Raw genomic sequence first — 18,153 nt, forward strand, 5'->3', positions numbered from 1 at the left:
CTTTGGGATCAGTGTTTGTGGTCGCACTCGGCGATGCCGGTGACCGCGCCTGCGAGATAGGCGTCCAGGGTTTCTGCGACACCCAGGCGGGCACCCGTGACGACCTGGATCCCGAGCTGGTTGAACCATTGGATGGCCTTGGCGCCCATGCCGCCGGCGACGACCACGTCGGCGCCGAGCGAGTGGATGAACTCTGGGATCTGACCAGGCTCATGGTGCTCGGCATAGGGATTGGCATGGACCTGGGTGTCGACGACCTTGCCGTCCGCATCGATCTCGGCCAACAGGAAGTGGCTGCAATGTCCGAAATGCATCGACATCTCGCCAGCAAGGCCGCGGTCGTCATTCGCCGTCAGTACGATCTTCTTCATCTTGAATTCCTGAGTGTTCGTTGGGTGATCGATCGGTCGCCGAGTCGAGGGGCTCCCCTTTGGTGCTTCCCGGAGCCGTGCTCGCGTCATGGGTGTCGGGCGCGACCAGTAGTCGCTTGCCATGGATCAGTGCCTCGGCGAGCTTGCGCCGGGCCTCGGCCAGGGTGCGCGACAGGGTGCTGCGCGAGATCCCCATGCGCTGGGCGCTCTGCTCCTGGTAGAGTCCTTCCAGGTCGGTCAAGCGCAATGCCTCCAGCTCGTCGGCGCGCAGGATCAGCGTCTCCAGCTCGCGACCCTCGCGTCCGCAGGGCTTGAAACAGCGCACGCTGGGCGTGAGTCCGATACAGCGGGCGCGTCTTCGTCGGCCTGGCATGGGGTCTCCTTCGTGAGGGTGGGCCGCTCGGCACTCGGTACCCAATTAAAATGCACATATGTGCATTTACGCATTGAGAATTATCAGACCGATCCGGTGGGAGATCCCGGCGGGGTGGATCTCCCATGCATGAAGGGGCACGGTGGAGGGGCGTTTTCCATGCTTGCGGCGCGAGCGATTCGGGCGGCAACGGCATGAAAATTCATAAAATTAGAAGACTCTAAAATTTGATCGAACCGTGTTAAGATCCGCGAGATTTTGGAGCGAGGAATCAACTAATGACCAACGCAGAGAACACATCCGCCGACGTCAAGTCGGCCTCCGGAGCGCCGCGTCCGAAAGGTCGCTCGCTCGTACTATTGACCTTTATCCTGGCGATCGTCTTCGTCGGTTCCGGCCTCGTCGGTCATGCTCCCTGGAAGCTGCACGAGGTGCAGAGTCTGGAGGTGGTGCAGGCGATGGCCGACAGCGGCGATCTCGTGGTGCCCATGCAGGCAGGGCAGCCCGCACTCGATACGCCCCCACTCTATGTCGACACCGCCACCTTGATCACGGAACGGCTGGCGGATGACGTTCCACAGGCCGATGCCGCGCGTGTGACCAGCGGCCTCTTCCTGGCGGTGACATTGCTGTTCGCCGGACTGCTGGGTCGTCTGACCTGGAAACCGGTCGAGTCCAAGGGCGTGGGGCCGGCCGGGTCCATGACCATCCTGCTCCTGATCGGCACGCTGGGCCTCTTCTGGTTCGGGCATGACGCGGTCGCCGACAGCGCCCTGCTTGCAGGCGCCACCATGGGGTTGTACGGTCTCCTGCTGTTGCCGAAACGTGTCCTTTTGGGCGGTCTGTGGTTCGGTACTGGTCTCGGTATCGCCTTCATGGCGAAGGGGCTGCTCTGGCCGGCGATTCTGCTGATCACCGCCCTGGCGATGCCCTTCCTGGCTACCTGGGGTGGACTGGGTCGACAGATTCGCGGAATTTTCGTCGGACTCTTGTTCGCCGCGCCCTGGCTGCTGTTCTGGCCCTGGCTGCTGCATGAGCGCGATCCGCAGCTCTTCGATCAATGGCTGTGGGGCAACACCCTCGACGTCTATCTGAACAACCTCGCCCTCGGGACCCCGGAAGAGAATCTCCGCTGGCTCTGGACCGGGCTCCTCATCGCCTTCCCGGCCTGGTTGCTGGCCCCCTTGGCGCTGCTGGTGCGTCCCTTCGCCTTCTTCGGTCTGCCCGGTGTGCGCCTGGCGCTGCTGGTGTCTCTGGTCGGCTGGGTGGTTATGCTGGTTGCCGAGCCGGCCCAACCGATCGATGCACTGATGTTGCTGGTGCCTCTGGCGGTGCTGGGAGCGGGTGCCGTCACCCGCACGCCGGGCATCCTGGTGCTGCCGATCAAATGGGTCTCCGCGCTCCTGTTCGCCGCCGTGGCCATCGCGCTTTGGGGGCTGTGGGGCTATTTGCGCTTCGGTGCCCAGCTGCCCGAGATCGAACAGCTGAACGCCTTCATCCCGGCCGACTACAGCTTCATCTTCCAGCCTGGGCTCTATCTGGTTGCGGCCTTCGCGACCGTCATCTGGCTCTGGATCGTCATGCGTTTCCGTTCGCCCAATCCGTCGGCGCTGCTGGCCTGGCCGGCCGGTGTCGTCATGGCCTGGGCGTTGCTGACCCTGCATCAGCCTCTGATGGACCAGGTCATCGCCGAGCGTGGCATGATCAAGGAGCCCGTCGTGGGTCAGATCGCGCTCATCTTCCAGCAGCCGACCGAGGCCGATGCCTCTCCGGCCGCTTCGCAGACCTTGGCGGCGCCCGCCACCGAGCAGTCGCCTGCTGCTCAGGCCGTCGAAACGCCTTGAGCCCTGTCCCGGAGGCGCGTTCCACGCGCCTCCGGGTTATCCCTCCTCGATACCCTCTGGTCTGGATGGAGCCGAGGCCGTTCCCTGTTTTCGCTACGCTGCCCCCAGGCTACGCATGTGGCGGGGGCTCGATCCGGGGGAGTTCGATCCTGAATTCGGCGCCTGGATCGCGGTTGACGATCTGGACTCGACCATCCATGGCGCGAGTGAGGCGTCGGACCAAGGCCAGTCCGATACCGGTTCCAGAGATGGCACGCCGTTTGGCTTCCTCGCCACGATAGAAGAGTCTGAAGATGCGGTTGCGCTGGCCTCTGGGGATGCCCGGACCGAAATCGCGCACGCTGAGACAGATCCGTTGTCCGCCCCGTGACTCGCATGCGATCCGGATGCGACGCTCGGGGGCGTCGGCCGCGAATTTGAGCGCGTTGTCGACCAGGTTGATGAAGATCTGGACGAAGGCATCCGCATCTACCTGGATCCAGCCGGGCGTCTCGCACGCGATCTCCAGGGTGAACCCAGCCCGCTCGACCTGTGCAGCGACACGCTCGCGCACCGTTCGCATCAGCGCCTCGACGGCGATCGGCTGGATCTCTAGGACCAGTGCGTCGCGTCCGATACGGGCGAGTTGCAGCACGTTCGCAATGAGTCGCGACAGACGTTCGCTCTCTTCGTGGATCAGGCGGTAATAGGTCTGCTTGCGATGTTCGGCGGCGAATCCGACGCTCAGCATCTCGGCATACATGCGGATCGATGTGAGCGGCGTCTTGAGTTCGTGGCTCACCGATGAGACGAAGTCCTGTTGCTGACGGACCAGCTCGATCTGTCCCATCCCCAGCCGATACATAAGCCAACCGCCGGCCAGGAGCACCGAGGCCAGGGCTGCTGCCATCCAGCCGATGACGGCTGCGCCTGGCGGGTTGGGCAATCGGGTGACGCTGAAGATGAGTTCGAGTCCGCCGAAGGGCTCTTGCATTCGTGTGCGATAGAGCGGGCTGCCGCTCAGCGCCGGCGTGCCGCTGACGAGGGTGCGTTCCGGTGGCGAGCGGAAGCTGGCGAGCGATTCGCCTCGATAGGTCAGTGTCAGATCGCAGTTGCGGGCCAGGGCCGTCGTCTCGAAGGTCTCTCCGGCGATCGCCTCCAGGAAGGCCCCTTGCTCGATGAGCGCGCCCTGGATGATGCGCTCGCCGTCGCGCCAGACGCTGCGGAACAGCAGGAAGTGCCCGCTGTCGAGCCGACCGACCTCCATGGGCTCGATAGCGGTGTCGAAAAGCTGAACGGGGTGTCGGTTCGACAACTCGGCAACCGGTGCGTTGGGCGTGCTTGCAGTCGCTGGCGGTTCCTCAAGCCCAAGGGTGTCACTCGGTTCGCTCGGTGATGATTTGGCCTGTGCTGTTTCGGCCTGTTCGCTCAGCTCGGCAGACCGCTTGGCACGTCGCTTTGTGAGCGACGAGACGTCGCTCGTCGCATCCTCGGCGAGTCGCTCGAAGGCGGCCTGAGAGAGTCGATTGGATGCCGGACGGGGTGATGGGGGCGCGTCGAGCGAATTGTCCTGGGTCCTGTCGTATCGGTAGGCGCTCTGTTCGTTCGCATGTCGTTCCAGCTCCGCAGTCTGGATATCGGTCCGAGCGGTGGGGGTGTCGAGTTCGCGCGCGCCGCGCTCGACCAGCCGATTGCCGACCAGGATGTCTTCGATCCGCTGAGATTGTGCCTGGCGTAGCGCGATCTGGCCCGAGTCGAGCCCGAAATCGGATGGCGATACGCCGGGTTCCGGGACCAGCGGTGAGCTGAAGCGGCCGTCCGCGCGGACCTGGAACCAGCCGACGAGTCCGGGGATGGCCTGGGTCGCCGTCAGCTCGGACAGTGGCGAGCGGCGAGGATAGGCGCTTGCGGTCCCGATGACGAAACCATAGTCGTCGATCCCGCGCGATTCCTCGTAGCGAACCAGTTGGGCCAGGGCGCGGTCGATCCGGGCAGCGAATTCCTCGGCGGCGATCTGTTGCTGGCGGAAGGACTCCCATTTGATCTGGTCGTAGGCCTTGTCGACCAGCAGGAGGCTCGGGATGGCGAGCGCGAGCACGAACGACAGGATTCCGAGCCGCAGCCGGGTCCGGGCGTTGCTCATCTCCAGTCCGCTCATTCGACCAGGCGGTAGCCGACACCGCGCACCGTGATCAGGCGAGACGGATCGCTCGGGTCCGGTTCGATCTTACGGCGCAGCTTGGCGATATGGATGTCGACGGTGCGTGTCTCCAGACCGCAATCGCGGGCGTATCCCCAGACCTTGTTCAAGAGTTCCTCGCGCGAGACCGTGCGTCCGCGATGCGCGGCCAGGTAGGCGAGGATGTCCATTTCGCGGCGGGTGAAGAGGAGTTCTTCGTCGCCGCGTCGTCCGCACAGCGACTGGTTGTCCAGCTCAAGATCGCCGATACGGATCGGCGACTCGGTGTCCTCGCGTCCCTGAGCGCGGCGCAACACGGCCTGGACCCGTAGAACCAGTTCGGTGACCGAGAAAGGCTTGGAGACATAGTCGTCGGCCCCGAGCCGCAGCCCTTGAATGATGTCGCTGTCCGCGCTTCGGGCAGTCAGCATGATGATCGGCTGGGTGCGGTCGACCGCGCGGATGCGGTCGCAGATGGCGAATCCGTCGAGTCCAGGCAACATGATGTCGAGGAGCAGCATGTCGAAGGTCCCGGTCAGCGCCTTGGCGAGCCCGTTCGGTCCGTCGGAGGCCGTTCCGACCTCGAACCCGTGGTAGACGAAGAGGTCCTCCAGTCCGATGCGGATGGCCGCTTCGTCCTCGACGATCAGGATGCGCGGCTTGGTCGAGGTGCTCATGGTCGGTGAGAGATGCTCCGGTTTGGGCGCTTTCGGAAGGCTAACACCCGTGCGTTCTGGCACGGGTAAATTCACTGTAAAAGATGCGTGTCGGGTTTTACCAAACCCTGTCTGGGTGCGTCGCCGCGTTCTCCATAGACTGAAATCGCTATCACACGAGCGATGTCGGAGGTACGACGATGACGATCCTGTTCCGAATGGCGCGACTGCTGCGCGCCGATATCCATGCGCTGCTCGATCGGTTCGAGGCGCCCGATCTCATTCTGTCCCAGGCACTGCGCGAGATGGAGCAGTCGCTGGATCGCGGCCGTCAGGAACTGGCGCGACTGGAGCGCGAGTCCAGATGGTTCGCCGAGCGCGAGGCCGAGTTGCAGCGCCAGGTACGGGACGAGGAGGGGGCGCTGGCCGACTGTCTCGGCGCCGATCAGGACGATCTGGCACGTTCGGTCATCCGGCGTCGTCTGGAACGCGAGCGCCAGGCCGAATCGGTTCGTCGCGGCGCGGCGCGCATCGCCGAGACCCGCGAGGAGCTGGAGCGAGAGATTGCGGCAAGGTCGGGGCGTCTCGCCGAGCTGCGCGCCCAGGCCGCGCTCCATGAAGAGACCCGAGCCGAGGATCCGGTGAGTCCGCGTGCGTTCGACCTGGATGCCGTCTCGGTCGTGCGCGATGCCGATGTCGAGGTCGCCCTGTTGCGCGCCAAGCGCGCACGGGAGTCGCGGTCATGAAAGAACCCGGTTTCGGTGAGGGCGTCCTGGTCGCCCTGGTGGCGGCGATCCTGGGCGCGGCCCTGTTCGACGGCTTGGCCCTGTTGGTTTCGGCGTCTGTCGCGGCGAGCTGGGCGCTCGTTGCGCTCGGGTTCGGCTATGTCCTCTATCTGCTCGGACGTGCCGATCCCTCGGTGGGGCGTCTGCCGCTGCTTCTGCTCTGGTTGGCCGTCGCCCTGGTGTCCGGGGCGTTGACCTCGGATCTCGGGATCCTCGCGCTCTCTCAATTGGCCAGCCTCTGGCTGGTGCGTGCGCTCTGTTTCCATGCCGGTCCGGTCGCAGCGGCGATGGATCTGGGGCTGTGCCTGCTTGGGGGGCTTGCCGGATTCTGGGCCGCTCAGCGTACCGGAAGCCCATTCCTCGCCATCTGGACCTGCTTCCTCGTCCAGGCGCTGTTCGTCTACATCCCTCGGCCAATAGGGTCGGGGGCTGTTGCGGACATCGATTCCAACGCCTTCGATCGGGCCGAAAGGGCCGCCGAGCGCGCCTTGCGCCGCCTCTCCCGGTTCGGATGAGTCCTGGTCTTGGAACATGAACCGATCGAAGTCACACGCCAAACTCCACATCCAGAGGTCGATCGCTATGAAATCGCAGACCATCCGATCCGCTTTCAAGAACAGCCCCGCGCTCAAGACGCGGCTGTTGGCCGTGAGTCTGCTTGGGCTCACCGCCGCTGCTCTGGTCTATTACCCGAGTCTCATGTCCGCCGAAAGGGGCGTCCCCGATCAGCCGGTCCAGCAGCCGATGCTCAGCCTGCCGGATACGGCCCAAACGCCGGTCATCGAGGCCGTTTTCGTGCTCGACACCACCGGCAGCATGGGCGGTCTCATCCAGGCGGCCAAGGACAAGATCTGGTCGATCGCCACCAGTATGGCGTCGGCACGGCCAACCCCCGAGATTCGCATGGGGCTCGTCGCCTATCGCGACCGGGGCGATGACTATGTCACCCGGGTGGTCGATCTGTCGTCCGATCTGGATGCGATCCAGGCCCAGCTCATGCGCTTTCAGGCCCAGGGCGGTGGCGACGGGCCGGAGAGCGTCAATCAGGCGCTGAACGATGCGCTGCACCGAATCGGATGGAGTCAGGGGACGGGTGTCTATCGGGTCATCTTCCTGGTCGGCGATGCCGAGGCGCACATGGACTATCAGGACGAGGTGCAGTATCCGGCGATTCTGCAAGAGGCCCGCCGTCAGGGCGTCCGCATCAACGCCATCCAGTGTGGCGATTTGTCTCGGACGCGGAATCAATGGCAGCAAATCGCCCAACTGGGCGATGGCAGCTATTTCCAGGTCGGCCAGTCTGGAAGCGCCGTGGCCATCGCTACGCCGTTCGACGAAACCTTGGCTAAGCTCGGCGCCGATCTCGACGACACCCGGATCTATTACGGTGCGGCGGATGAGCGTGCGCGCAAACGCGAGAAACTGGCCGCGACCAAGGCGGTTCAGGCCGAGGCGTCTGCGGCCAGCCGGGCGCGCCGCGCCGAGTATGCCGCGACCAAGAGCGGCGCGGCCGGTCTGTTCGGCGATAAGGAGTTGATCGAGGAGGTCTCGACGGGGCGGGTGGCGCTGGAGGATCTGCCAGTCGAGCAATTGCCCGAGCCGCTCAAGAGTCTGGAGGTCGAGCAACAGCGTGAGTTGATCGCCAAGCAGGAGGCCAAGCGCGATGCGTTGCGCCAGGAGATTCAGCGGGTTTCGGCCGAGCGCGCCAAATATCTCAAGGATCGGCTCTCCGAGTCGGGTGCTGCCGAGGCGTCGCTCGACAACAAGATCTTCGGCGCGGTACGCGAGCAGGCGGCGGATGTGGGTCTTGAATACGACGCTGCGGCACCGGCCTATTGAGCATCGACGGGGATGACGCCCCATCTTGACCCCGCAGACCCGTCACGGGATAGTGCCGCGCGTTCCCTCCATCCCCTCCATCAAGCGGGTCTGCATCATGTCGACATCCACTCGGGAAAGCGTCTCTCTGGCACTCGGAAGCGGTGGCGCTCGGGGGCTCGCCCATATCGGAATCATCGAATGGCTGAACGATCACGGCTACCGCATCGCCTCGATCAGCGGCGCATCGATGGGATCCCTGGTCGGAGGCGTCTATGCCGCTGGCGAACTGGACGCCTACAAACGCTGGGTCTGTTCGCTGGGGCGAACCGATGTGCTGCGGTTTCTCGACTTCGCCTTCAGCGGTGACGGTCTGCTCAAGGGCGATCGCATCATGGATACGCTGCGTGAGATGGTCGGCGAGTGCGCGATCGAGGATCTCCCGATCAACTTCACGGCGGTCGCGACCGATATCGAGCGTCAGCGTGAGGTTTGGATCACCGAGGGACCGCTCTTTGATGCGGTGCGGGCCTCGATCGCCGTGCCCGGTATCTTTACGCCTCATGAGTATCAGGGCATGACCCTGGTGGATGGCGGCCTGCTCAATCCGGTTCCGATCGCGCCGACCTTCCGCGATTTCACCGATCTGACCATCGCGGTCAATCTGAACGCCAAGGCGTCTCGATCGAAGCGGACGGATCCGCCGTCTACGCCCCACAAGTCCGAGCCGGATCGCGGCTATCAGACGCGGATACGGCAGTTTCTCGATGCGATCGGGGGGAATTCGACGAGTTCGGGGGATTCGCGGTTGGGGGTCTTCGAGCTGACGACGCGTTCCTTCGAGACGATGCAGAACGCCATCGCGGCGACCAAAATCTCGGCCTATCGGCCCGATGTGCTCATCGATGTACCGCGCGACTCCAGCGCCGCGCACGAATTCCATCGTGCACGGGAGCTCATCGATCTGGGGTATTCGCTCGCAGAATCGGCGATGGGGGCTCGCTGATGCTGAGTCGCTGAGATCGGGGGCGCGAGCGTTGGTGGATGAGGCGACTCAGTGCGCGGATGCCTTGATGGCCTCTTCGCGGGTGAAAAAGGCGTTGTCGCGGACGAAGCCGGAGACGATTTCCCTACGTGCCGCCGTGACATGACCTTCGGCATCCCGATCGGCGATCCAGGACTCTGGCAGACCGTCCAGTACATGGATCGGTGCCAGGGTCCCGTCACTGAAGCGTGACAGCTGATATTCGCCGGTGCTGCGGTTGAGATAGCCGGGGCGGAACCCGTAGTCTCGATTGTTCTGGCTGATCCCGCGTGTCTGGGCATAGAGCCGGTTTTCGTCACGTAACGACATCTGGGTCAGTGCTCCGCGCAGGCGTTGTGCGCGCTCGCGGTCGCGCTGTACGTCCTGAGTGATCGTGACGGTCTGAAGCTGTTCGTTGTACATGTCTTCACCCCTCATTCGGAGATTCGGTGGCGGGTCTTTTTGGCACTGTTGAACTAAGCAAACGCACTAAGCAAACCTTGCGCCAGTCTCGCCGAATTCGCATCGTCCAGTGTTGGGCGATGCGCTTCGTCTAGGTTATCGGCAGATTCGTCCGTTCCAGTACCCTCCTGAGCACGAAACTGGAATGTACCCCCGAAACACCGTCGATTCGTGTGATCCTGTTCAATAAAAGCTCTTGATAGGCATCCATGTCACGAACAATCACCTTAAGTTGGTAATCTGCGTCACGTCCTGTGATCAATAGGCACTCCAGCACCTCGGGCATCTCCTGCACGGCCGTCTCGAAACGCTCGAAGCGCTCCGGGGTGTGTCGGTCCATCGAGATGCTGAGAACGACCATGAGGTTGAGCCCCAGCCGTTGGGCATCCAGCCAGGCCCGATAGCCACGGATGATGCCGGATTCCTCCAGTGCCCTGACCCGTCTTAGGCAGGGCGAGGGCGAAAGCCCGATACGCTCTGCAAGGTCCTGATTGCTCATGCGTCCATCCTGTTGGAGTTCTTCCAGGATGCGTCTGTCGTAGCGGTCCAATGTGGCTCTCTCCCTTGCTCGCGCATGCGAAGGTTATCTTTGGTGAATGTCGTGCCGATGAGGTGTAATTTGGCAGAATATTGCTGATTATCTGCTTCATGCGCCTCCATTCGCAATCGTCTGCCGTGCGGATCGACGTATCCTTTCAACCGTCGACCAACCAGTCGGCATCTGCGGCAAGCGCTCACGAGGCGTGCGCCATCAGGCTCCGGATCCCAACCCGGATCGGAGCGGCCCGAGCCCCACCAGGGAGAGGCCAGAGATCCTTTTCACGCTAGCCAATTCCGATGACCAGGGAGAATTTCATGAGCAGTTTCGACCACCGCAGATATCGCCCCGGCCCGGTGGTGCATTTGCCCGACCGCCAATGGCCGAACCGAACCGTCCAGGCTGCGCCCATTTGGACCAGTGTGGACCTGCGCGACGGCAACCAGGCGCTGATGGAGCCCATGAGCGTGACTCAGAAGCGCCGTCTTTGGAGCCTGCTGGTCGGGATGGGATTCAAGGAGATCGAGGTTGGTTTCCCCGCTGCCAGTCAGCCGGATTTCGATTTCGTCCGCTGGCTGATCGACGAGCGCCAGATTCCCGAAGACGTGACCATTCAGGTTTTGGTGCAGGCGCGTGAGGATTTGATCCGCAAGACCTTCGAGGCGTTGCGGGGCGTTTCCCGGGCCATCGTGCACGTCTACAACTCGACCTCGCCCGCTCAGCGCGACTGGGTGTTCGGCCAGGATCGCGACGGCGTGAAGGCGATCGCCCGCCGGGGCGCCGAGTGGGTGCTGGCCGAATCGCGACGCTATCCGCAGACTCGCTGGACCTTCCAGTATTCCCCGGAGAGCTTCACGGCCACGGAACTGGATTATGCGCTGGAGGTTTGCGAGGCGGTTCTGGACGTTTGGGAGCCGACCCCCGAGCGGCCGAGCATCATCAATCTGCCGGCGACGGTGGAGGTGGCCAGCCCCAATGTTTTCGCCGATCAGGTGGAATATTTCTCCACCCATATCGGGCGGCGCGAGGCGATCGTGCTCTCGGTCCATACCCATAACGATCGTGGCGGCGCGGTCGCCGCAGCCGAGGTGGCCCTGTTGGCGGGGGCCGATCGCGTCGAAGGGACCTTGCTCGGCAACGGTGAGCGGACCGGCAATGCCGATCTGTTGACCCTGGCCATGAACCTCTACAGTCAGGGCCTGGATCCGTGTTTGGACCTGAGCAATCCGGACGAGATCGTGCGGATCTGCACCGAATGCACCGGTTTGCCCGTGCATCCGCGCCATCCCTGGGTCGGTGAACTGGTCTACACGGCCTTTTCGGGAAGCCACCAGGATGCGATCCGCAAGTGCCTGGCGCGCCAGACCCGCGAGGAGCCCTGGCAGGTAGCCTATCTGCCGATCGATCCGCAGGACTTGGGTCGCAGCTATGAGGCGGTGATCCGGGTCAACAGCCAGTCGGGCAAGGGCGGCGTGGCGTTCGTCTTGGAGCGGGATTACGGATTGGTGCTGCCGCGCTGGATGCAGGTGGAAATGGCGCGTCTAGTCCAGCAGGAGACGGAGAGGTGTGGCGGCGAGATGGATTCGGCCAGGATTTATGCCATCTTCGAGCGTTGTTTCATGACGGATCGCAGCCCGTACTGCTTGAGCGGATATCGTCTGGACCGCAACGGTAGCGATCGCATCGAGGTCCGGATCGGTTCTGCTGCGGGCGAACAGATTCTGCATGGCGCGGGACAGGGGGCGCTTGCCGCCTATGTGGACGCCTGGACGCGCTGGAGTGGGCGAGCGCTGCGGATCATCGACTATCAGGAGCATGCGATCGGTGCCGGGACCGACGCCGAGGCCGTGGCCTATGTGCAGCTGGAGATGGAGGGTACCCGGGTTTCTGGCGCGGCGATCGATCGGGATACGGTTGCGGCATCACTGCGAGCGGTGCTCGCGGCACTGAATCGGTGCGGGGCGGAATGGATGCAGGCCGCTTGAGGCTTGGGGTCTAGGTCCGCGAGACATCTGAGGCGACTGCCAGGGGGGGCGGATCATGCGATCCGCCCCCCTGGAACTTGCCGGCATTCAGGAAGAGAATCTCTTCCGTAGGATCCGGTGCATGTGTTCGCGGAACCGCCTGCCGTCAGGCTGACAGAAGGTCTGTCTCGACGGCTGAGGCTTCGAGCGGGGGCGAAGAATCCTGCGGGACGACGTTCAGTGCATTGCTGAGTACGCGTGGCGTCCGGCGAAGAATTTCGGGATGATCGCTCAGAACCACCACAGTGGCTCCAATGCGCTGGAGCTGTTCGTTCAGCATCCAGAGTAGCGCAAGCCCCGAGTCGAAGACGCGGTCGAGCCTGGTGAGATCCAAGATACAGGTACGCAAGGTCGTGGGGATGGTGGCTGAAATCAGACAGACGTCTTCGGATATCGTCAGGTCGAGATCGCCATGGAACGACAGATCCAATCTGTCTTCACTCGGAATAAACGACGTAATCATCGGCATGAACCCATCCTCCTGTGGTGCGCCGTGGGCCGATACCCCAAGGCTGCAGCAATGAAACTGGTCCTGATCGGACCGCTACAATCCCGGAAACCGGCTGCGCGTCGATTATGGACCCATTGATCCGTGTTGCCCAGCGTTCTTTTTTAGGTCGTTATTGCAAGGCTCTGGGCTAGATCGGAGGGATCGGTATTCAAGCCCATATTATAGAAGGAAATAAGACGGGCGTGTAGTCCGTAAGATTACTTAACCATGACCGCTGCGGGGTGCGATCCATGTGGGTTCATGTCGGCAAGTGGCATTGAGCCCAGCCCCATTGAACGGTCAAGAGGGAAGCAGAAGCAGCTCCGGTGGGTCGATGCCCCAGCTTTTCGGCAGTTCGGCGCTGACGATGCGCTCCTCGGATGCCTTGTTGATACGGGATAGATCGAGATCGCTCACGGCGAGGAAACGCCGCTGCTTGGCGTCCATGACGATTCGGATCACCGGCTTGAAAAGATCCTCGCGTCCGGATTCGATGACCACGCCCAATCTGCCGCTTTGCAGTTTTACCAGGGTACCCACAGGATAGATGCCGACGCAGCGGATAAACTGCTGGACCAGAGCCTGATCCAGATGATGGCGCCATTCGAGTAGTTTGCGCAGCGCCTGATGCGGCTCGACCCCCTTGTGGTAGACACGCTCGCTTGAAATCGCGTCATAGATGTCGACGATGGCGGCCATTTTGCCGTGGAGCGAGATGGCTGGTGCGGTCTTGTTGTTGGGGTAGCCGCTGCCGTCCATGCGTTCGTGGTGCTCGATGGCGACCGCCAGGGAGATCGGCGGAAAGTCGGGAATCTTGGACAGGATGTGATGGCCCTGATCCACGTGCCCGCGCATGATGTCGAATTCCTGCTCGGTCAGTCGTCCCGGTTTGTTGATGATGCGACCGGGGATCATGGCCTTGCCGATGTCGTGCAGTATGGCCCCAAGGGCGATGTCCTCGATCTCTTGTTGCTCCATGCCTAGCGCCCTGGCGAAGCATGTCATGAGGACGGCAACGTTTACCGAGTGCTCGAACTGATAGAGCCCGACGCGCCGAATCCGGCTGAATGCAAGCAGCGCATCCGGATTGCGAAACACGGAAGACACCATCTCGCTGACCAGTGGGCGTGCCTGATCCAGAGCGGGGGCCTTGCCGAGACGGGCGGCGCTCATGAAGTCGCCGATGAGGCCGATCGCTTCGGTATGAATGCGTCTCGCCGCGAGGCGCTCGACGCTGAGCGGAACCTCGTGCGCCTCTCCGCCGCCCTCTTGGGCGACCTCGGCCAAATCCTCTTCCAGCGCCTGGGTGACCTCCGTTTCGGTCGGTGCCTCTTCGACGTCCAGCCCGTACTCGGTATCGATGTAGAGTTCGCGGATTCCGAGCGTGCGGATCTTTTCCAGGGCGTTGTCGCTCTTGAGCATGAAGCGGCTGCGGATGAATCCGTGATCCAACCAGCCACAGTTCAGGTCGTGGATGTACATGCCGATCTGGAGCTGATCCACCCCGATCTTCTTGATCATATCGATACGTTCTCCGGTCGTAGCAGGGATGGATGTTCGCTTCGCCCTAGGCGTCTCTCCGGTCTAACATTTCGCTGGCGTGTTCGCGCGTCTTGCGTGTGATCTCCGTTCCGCCAAGCATGCGGGCGATCTCCTCGATTCGATTTGTGTCGTCCAATGGCTCGATATGCGTATGGGTCTGGCCATCGATGGCCTCTTTGCGCACCCGATACTGCTGGTGGGCTTGGGCTGCGACCTGGGGCAGGTGGGTGACGCAGAGCACCTGGCGCGAGGCGCCGAGACGGCGCAGAAGACGCCCGACGATCTCGGCGATTCCGCCGCCGATCCCGACATCGACCTCGTCGAACACCAGGGTCGGGACGCTGCCGCAACTGGCGGTGGCCACCTGGATCGACAGGCTGATGCGCGAGAGCTCGCCGCCCGAGGCGACCTTGGCCAGTGCCTGAAGCGGCTGTCCCGGGTTGGCGCTGACCAGAAATTCGATCCGCTCCAGGCCGCCGCCTCCGGCGCGTTCCGGCTCCAGGTCGTCGATCCGTACTTCGAATCGGCCTCCGGCCATGCCGAGTTCCTGCATGGACGCGGTGACCGTTTCGCCAAGACGCGACGCGCTCTGGGCGCGGGCCGCGCTCAGTTCGCGCGCTCGGTCGAGGTAGTGCCTATAGGCGGCGTCGCGTTGCGAACGCAGCGCGTCCAGGGTGATGTCGGCCGCCTCCAGTGTTTCAAGCTCGGAGCGACGTTCGACCAGAAAATCCGGTAGCTGGTCGGGAAAAACCCGGTATTTGCGCGCCAAGTCGTGGATATGGGCGAGACGCTCGGCGACGCTGTCCAGTGCGCCCGGATCGATCTCGAGTCCGTCGAGATAGTGTCTCAGGCTGGCGGCGGCCTCTCCGGCATTGATTGCCGCCGTTTCGAGCAGATCCCGGCAGACGCCGAGTTCGGGGTCGATCTCCAGGAGTTCGTCGACCTCGCTGGTCGCCGATCTCAGTTGATCCTCCACCGAGGGTTCGGTCTCCGATAGGGTCTGGAGGATGCGCGCCGCGCTCTGCTGAAGCCGATCGATATGCCCGAGCCGGCGCTCTTCCTGGTTCAGCGTGTCGATTTCGCCTGGGCTCAGGTCGAGGCGCTCCAGTTCATCGACCGTGAAGCGCAACAGGTCGAGCCGGGCAGCCCGGTCATGGCTGGCTGATTCCAGGGCCGAGAAACGCTGTGCCAGCGCGCGGTATTCGGCAAAGGCCGTAGCGACGGTCTGGGCAAGAGCGGTTTGTCCGCCATAGGCGTCGAGCAGATCGCGCTGCGCAGTGGCTCGCAGCAGCGACTGGTGGGCGTGCTGTCCGTGGATGTCGACGAGCAGATCGCCTAGCGCCCGCAGTTGGCCGCCATTCGCCGGTCTTCCATTGATATAGGCCCGCGATCGGCCTTCGCGCGGGATCAGGCGGCGCAGGATGCAGACGCCTTCGTCGTCCAAATCCTGTTCGGCGAGCCAGCGGGTCGCCGAGGGGCAGTGCGTCAGGTCGAACTGCGCGACGATTTCGGCGCGCTCGGCGCCCGCGCGGATGAGGCTGGCCTCGGCCTTGTCGCCCAGAACCAGACCGAGTGCGTCGATAAGGATCGATTTTCCGGCGCCGGTTTCGCCCGTGAGTGCGGTCATGCCCACGCTCCAGTCGAGCTCCAGGCTGCTGACGATTACCAGATCGCGAACGAGCAGGTGGCTCAGCATGTCGGCCCCCGAGTCGCAGGCGCGTTGTGTCCCCAATGCAGTTTGGCGCGGAGGATTTTGTAATGATCGTGTCCCTTCGGGTGCAGCAGGCGCACCTGATTGGGATGACGTGCGATCTCGACGATCGACTCGGGCGGCAATTGACGGATGGTTTGTCCGTCGCATGTCACCTGGACATGCCCTAGATCGTGTCCGAGCACTCGGATCTCGATGCGCCGGTTGCCCGGCACCACCAGCGGACGGTTGCTCAGGTCGTGCGGGCAGATGGGGACGAGCAGGATGGCGTCGAGCGCGGGATCGACCAGCGGGCCGCCGCCGGAGAGCGCATAGGCGGTCGACCCGGTCGGCGTGGACACGATGAGGCCGTCCGAGCGCTGGCTGTTGACGAAGACCCCGTCGATATAGGTCTCGAACTCGATCATCCGTGCCGTATTCCATTTATGGATGGCGACCTCGTTGAAGGCGGGGTAAGGCTCGCTGGTCCGCTCGCTGGCGCGTACCAGGGCGCGGAGCATGGAGCGGGACTCGGACTCGAACTCACCGGCGATCATCTGGTCGATGGTGGTCTCGATCGCGTCTGGGGACACGTCGACCAGGAAGCCGAGCCGGCCCAGGTTGATGCCCACGAGCGGGACTTCGTAGGCGGCCATGCTGCGGGCGGCGTGCAACAATGTGCCGTCGCCGCCAACGATGATGATGAGATCGCAACGGGCGCCCAATTCCGAAGCGGCTACTGCCGCGCCGACATCAGCGCCGATGAGGTGTGCGCCCTCGGCGTCCAGCAGGACCTCCAGGGTGTGCGAGCGCAGATGATGGACGAGACGGTGCAGCGTCCGTTGCACCCGCTCGGGATCTCCTTGTTTGGCAACGATGCCGACGGTTTGGAATAGCGGCATGGATTTTCTGAATGATGGATGGACAAGGCCGGTGGGCAGGAACGCGCAAACGTTAGCATGGGGCCCAAGTGACGCCAATACCGCCGCTGGAGTCGGGGCTTCGGCGGCCCTTATCGAGTTTCATCGCGTCGCGTTCTGGTGTCGGTGGTTTCGGTGTGTCTATTTTTCAGTCGGTTAGATGCACTAGATGCGATCGTTCATCCCCGCGTCATCGCGGAAATGCCAGCGATTTCAGCCTTTGCGTGGGCGATTCGGTCCTCGGTTCGGCTGGAACGCGCCTTGACAGCATCCGTGCGAATCCCTAAATTGCGGTGTTAGCACTCTATGTTGGTGAGTGCTAAAGCGCGGATCCGGGAATCGGCCCGGTTACGGCACAACAACCAACGGGTATCGGTGGCAAGACTTGGCTAACGACACGCGAAGCGGTGATTCCCAGGTAAGCGATCGTGCGCAGCATTTCCTGAAGGCGCTGGTCGAGCGCTATATCCGGGATGGGCAGCCTGTTGGCTCGCGAACCTTGGCGAAGGATACCGGGTTGGAGCTCAGTCCTGCCACCGTGCGCAATGTGATGTCCGATCTGGAGGATCTGGGGCTGGTGGTGTCGCCTCACACCTCGGCCGGACGGGTCCCAACGGCCGCCGGATACCGGATGTTCGTCGATTCGCTGCTCACGGTGCGGCCGCCCTCGCCGGATGATATCGCCTCGCTTCAAGGGCGTTTCGAATTCGGTATGGATCCGAAAACCCTGGTCGAGACCGCATCGAACCTGCTGTCCGGGATCACGCATCTCGCCGGTGTGGTGATGCTGCCGCGCCATGAGCGTAGCGCTTTTCGCCAGATCGAGTTGCTGCCGCTGTCCGACAATCGGGTGCTCGCCATTCTGGTGACCAGCGAGGGCGAAGTCCACAATCGGATCGTCAACACCGACCGGTGCTTCACCGCGTCCGAATTGGAGCAGGCGTCGAATTTTCTGACCCAGCTGTTCACCGGTCAGGATATCCGCGAGGTGCGCAAGCGCCTTCTGGACGACCTCAAGCACACGCATGCCAACATGGATCAGATGATGGTGCGTGCCCTGGCGATCGCGCAGGGGGTTGTCGAGTTCGCCGAATCGCATGACGACTGCTTCATCGCCGGGCAGACCAATCTGATGGAGTTCGGTGAACTGGCGAGCATGGATCGGCTCAAACAGCTGTTCGACGCCTTCAACAAGAAGCGTGAGATCCTGCATATTCTGGATCGCTGCATCGCCGCCGACGGCGTACAGATCTTCATCGGCGAAGAGTCCGGATACGGACTGCTCGACGATTGCAGCCTGGTCACGACCAACTATCGCGTCGAAGGCAAGGTCATCGGCGTGCTCGGCGTGATCGGGCCGACGCGCATGGACTACCAGCGCGTGATTCCAATCGTCGATATCACGGCGCGGCTGCTGTCCGCCGCGCTGCGACAGTAATCGAAAGTCACATTTATCCC

At 63.0% G+C, this 18,153-nt stretch carries 17 protein-coding genes; 7 read left to right on the forward strand and 10 right to left on the reverse strand.

What is annotated here, in order from left to right:
• Positions 1–8: 8 nt before the first annotated feature.
• Together ACFSJC_RS02370 and ACFSJC_RS02375 are read right to left on the reverse strand one after the other, a co-directional pair.
• A complete protein-coding gene (locus ACFSJC_RS02370; RefSeq protein WP_386022647.1) occupies positions 9–371 on the reverse strand; it encodes a NifB/NifX family molybdenum-iron cluster-binding protein in 363 nt (120 codons plus the stop codon).
• Positions 343–744 (reverse strand): DUF134 domain-containing protein, encoded by a 402-nt coding sequence (locus ACFSJC_RS02375; protein ID WP_386022650.1) that lies wholly within the window; start codon positions 742–744, stop codon positions 343–345. Before ACFSJC_RS02375 ends, ACFSJC_RS02370 begins: the two co-directional genes overlap by 29 nt.
• Positions 745–1,022: 278 nt before the next feature.
• On the opposite strand from ACFSJC_RS02375, the gene ACFSJC_RS02380 reads away from it, so the two are divergent.
• Positions 1,023–2,588: an ArnT family glycosyltransferase gene (locus tag ACFSJC_RS02380; protein ID WP_386022653.1), complete on the forward strand. Its 1,566-nt coding sequence runs from the start codon at positions 1,023–1,025 to the stop codon at positions 2,586–2,588.
• A gap of 109 nt (positions 2,589–2,697) precedes the next feature.
• Here the strand turns inward: ACFSJC_RS02380 and ACFSJC_RS02385 are convergent, their stop codons facing one another.
• Both ACFSJC_RS02385 and ACFSJC_RS02390 read right to left on the reverse strand, forming a co-directional pair.
• On the reverse strand, positions 2,698–4,710 hold the full coding sequence (locus ACFSJC_RS02385) for a sensor histidine kinase (RefSeq protein WP_386022655.1): 2,013 nt from the start codon (positions 4,708–4,710) through the stop codon (positions 2,698–2,700).
• A gap of 11 nt (positions 4,711–4,721) precedes the next feature.
• On the reverse strand, positions 4,722–5,423 hold the full coding sequence (locus ACFSJC_RS02390; protein ID WP_386022658.1) for a response regulator transcription factor: 702 nt from the start codon (positions 5,421–5,423) through the stop codon (positions 4,722–4,724).
• 179 nt (positions 5,424–5,602) lie between these two features.
• Between ACFSJC_RS02390 and ACFSJC_RS02395 the strand changes: the two genes are divergently transcribed.
• The 4 genes from ACFSJC_RS02395 (at position 5,603) to ACFSJC_RS02410 (ending at position 9,011) form a co-directional block, all read left to right on the forward strand.
• On the forward strand, positions 5,603–6,148 hold the full coding sequence (locus ACFSJC_RS02395; RefSeq protein ID WP_386022660.1) for a PspA/IM30 family protein: 546 nt from the start codon (positions 5,603–5,605) through the stop codon (positions 6,146–6,148).
• The gene (locus ACFSJC_RS02400; RefSeq protein ID WP_386022663.1) at positions 6,145–6,702 is read left to right on the forward strand and encodes a hypothetical protein; all 558 of its coding nucleotides are present in this window, start codon (positions 6,145–6,147) and stop codon (positions 6,700–6,702) included. Before ACFSJC_RS02395 ends, ACFSJC_RS02400 begins: the two co-directional genes overlap by 4 nt.
• A 67-nt stretch (positions 6,703–6,769) precedes the next feature.
• Complete coding sequence (locus ACFSJC_RS02405; RefSeq protein WP_386022666.1) at positions 6,770–8,026, forward strand: vWA domain-containing protein; 1,257 nt, start codon at positions 6,770–6,772, stop codon at positions 8,024–8,026.
• Between the two features lie 97 nt (positions 8,027–8,123).
• Entirely contained in the window at positions 8,124–9,011 is an 888-nt protein-coding gene (locus ACFSJC_RS02410; protein ID WP_386022931.1) for a patatin-like phospholipase family protein, read from the forward strand.
• Between the two features lie 48 nt (positions 9,012–9,059).
• On the opposite strand, the gene ACFSJC_RS02415 is transcribed toward ACFSJC_RS02410, so the two are convergent.
• Both ACFSJC_RS02415 and ACFSJC_RS02420 read right to left on the reverse strand, forming a co-directional pair.
• Entirely contained in the window at positions 9,060–9,452 is a 393-nt protein-coding gene (locus ACFSJC_RS02415) for a hypothetical protein (protein WP_386022669.1), read from the reverse strand.
• A gap of 130 nt (positions 9,453–9,582) precedes the next feature.
• Positions 9,583–10,041, reverse strand: a complete 459-nt coding sequence (locus tag ACFSJC_RS02420; protein ID WP_386022672.1) for an Lrp/AsnC family transcriptional regulator — start codon at positions 10,039–10,041, stop codon at positions 9,583–9,585.
• A 305-nt stretch (positions 10,042–10,346) separates the two neighbouring features.
• Here ACFSJC_RS02420 and leuA point away from each other — a divergent pair, with 305 nt between their 5' ends.
• The gene (gene leuA, locus ACFSJC_RS02425; RefSeq protein ID WP_386022675.1) at positions 10,347–12,014 is read left to right on the forward strand and encodes a 2-isopropylmalate synthase; all 1,668 of its coding nucleotides are present in this window, start codon (positions 10,347–10,349) and stop codon (positions 12,012–12,014) included.
• 145 nt (positions 12,015–12,159) lie between these two features.
• Here leuA and ACFSJC_RS02430 read toward each other — a convergent pair whose 3' ends face one another.
• The 4 genes from ACFSJC_RS02430 to ACFSJC_RS02445 all read right to left on the reverse strand — a co-directional run bounded on the left by ACFSJC_RS02430 (position 12,160) and on the right by ACFSJC_RS02445 (position 16,677).
• On the reverse strand, positions 12,160–12,516 hold the full coding sequence (locus ACFSJC_RS02430) for a hypothetical protein (protein WP_386022678.1): 357 nt from the start codon (positions 12,514–12,516) through the stop codon (positions 12,160–12,162).
• Between the two features lie 327 nt (positions 12,517–12,843).
• Entirely contained in the window at positions 12,844–14,064 is a 1,221-nt protein-coding gene (locus ACFSJC_RS02435) for an HD-GYP domain-containing protein (protein ID WP_386022681.1), read from the reverse strand.
• A gap of 46 nt (positions 14,065–14,110) precedes the next feature.
• Entirely contained in the window at positions 14,111–15,781 is a 1,671-nt protein-coding gene (recN, locus tag ACFSJC_RS02440) for a DNA repair protein RecN (RefSeq protein ID WP_386022684.1), read from the reverse strand.
• The gene (locus tag ACFSJC_RS02445; protein ID WP_386022687.1) at positions 15,775–16,677 is read right to left on the reverse strand and encodes an NAD(+) kinase; all 903 of its coding nucleotides are present in this window, start codon (positions 16,675–16,677) and stop codon (positions 15,775–15,777) included. The genes recN and ACFSJC_RS02445 overlap by 7 nt, the downstream gene beginning before the upstream one ends.
• A 403-nt stretch (positions 16,678–17,080) precedes the next feature.
• Between ACFSJC_RS02445 and hrcA the strand changes: the two genes are divergently transcribed.
• Positions 17,081–18,133: a heat-inducible transcriptional repressor HrcA gene (hrcA, locus tag ACFSJC_RS02450; RefSeq protein WP_386022690.1), complete on the forward strand. Its 1,053-nt coding sequence runs from the start codon at positions 17,081–17,083 to the stop codon at positions 18,131–18,133.
• Positions 18,134–18,153 lie beyond the last annotated feature (20 nt).

It is taken from the genome of Thiorhodococcus fuscus, from assembly GCF_042682685.1.
Classification (GTDB): Bacteria; Pseudomonadota; Gammaproteobacteria; order Chromatiales; family Chromatiaceae; genus Imhoffiella; species Imhoffiella fuscus.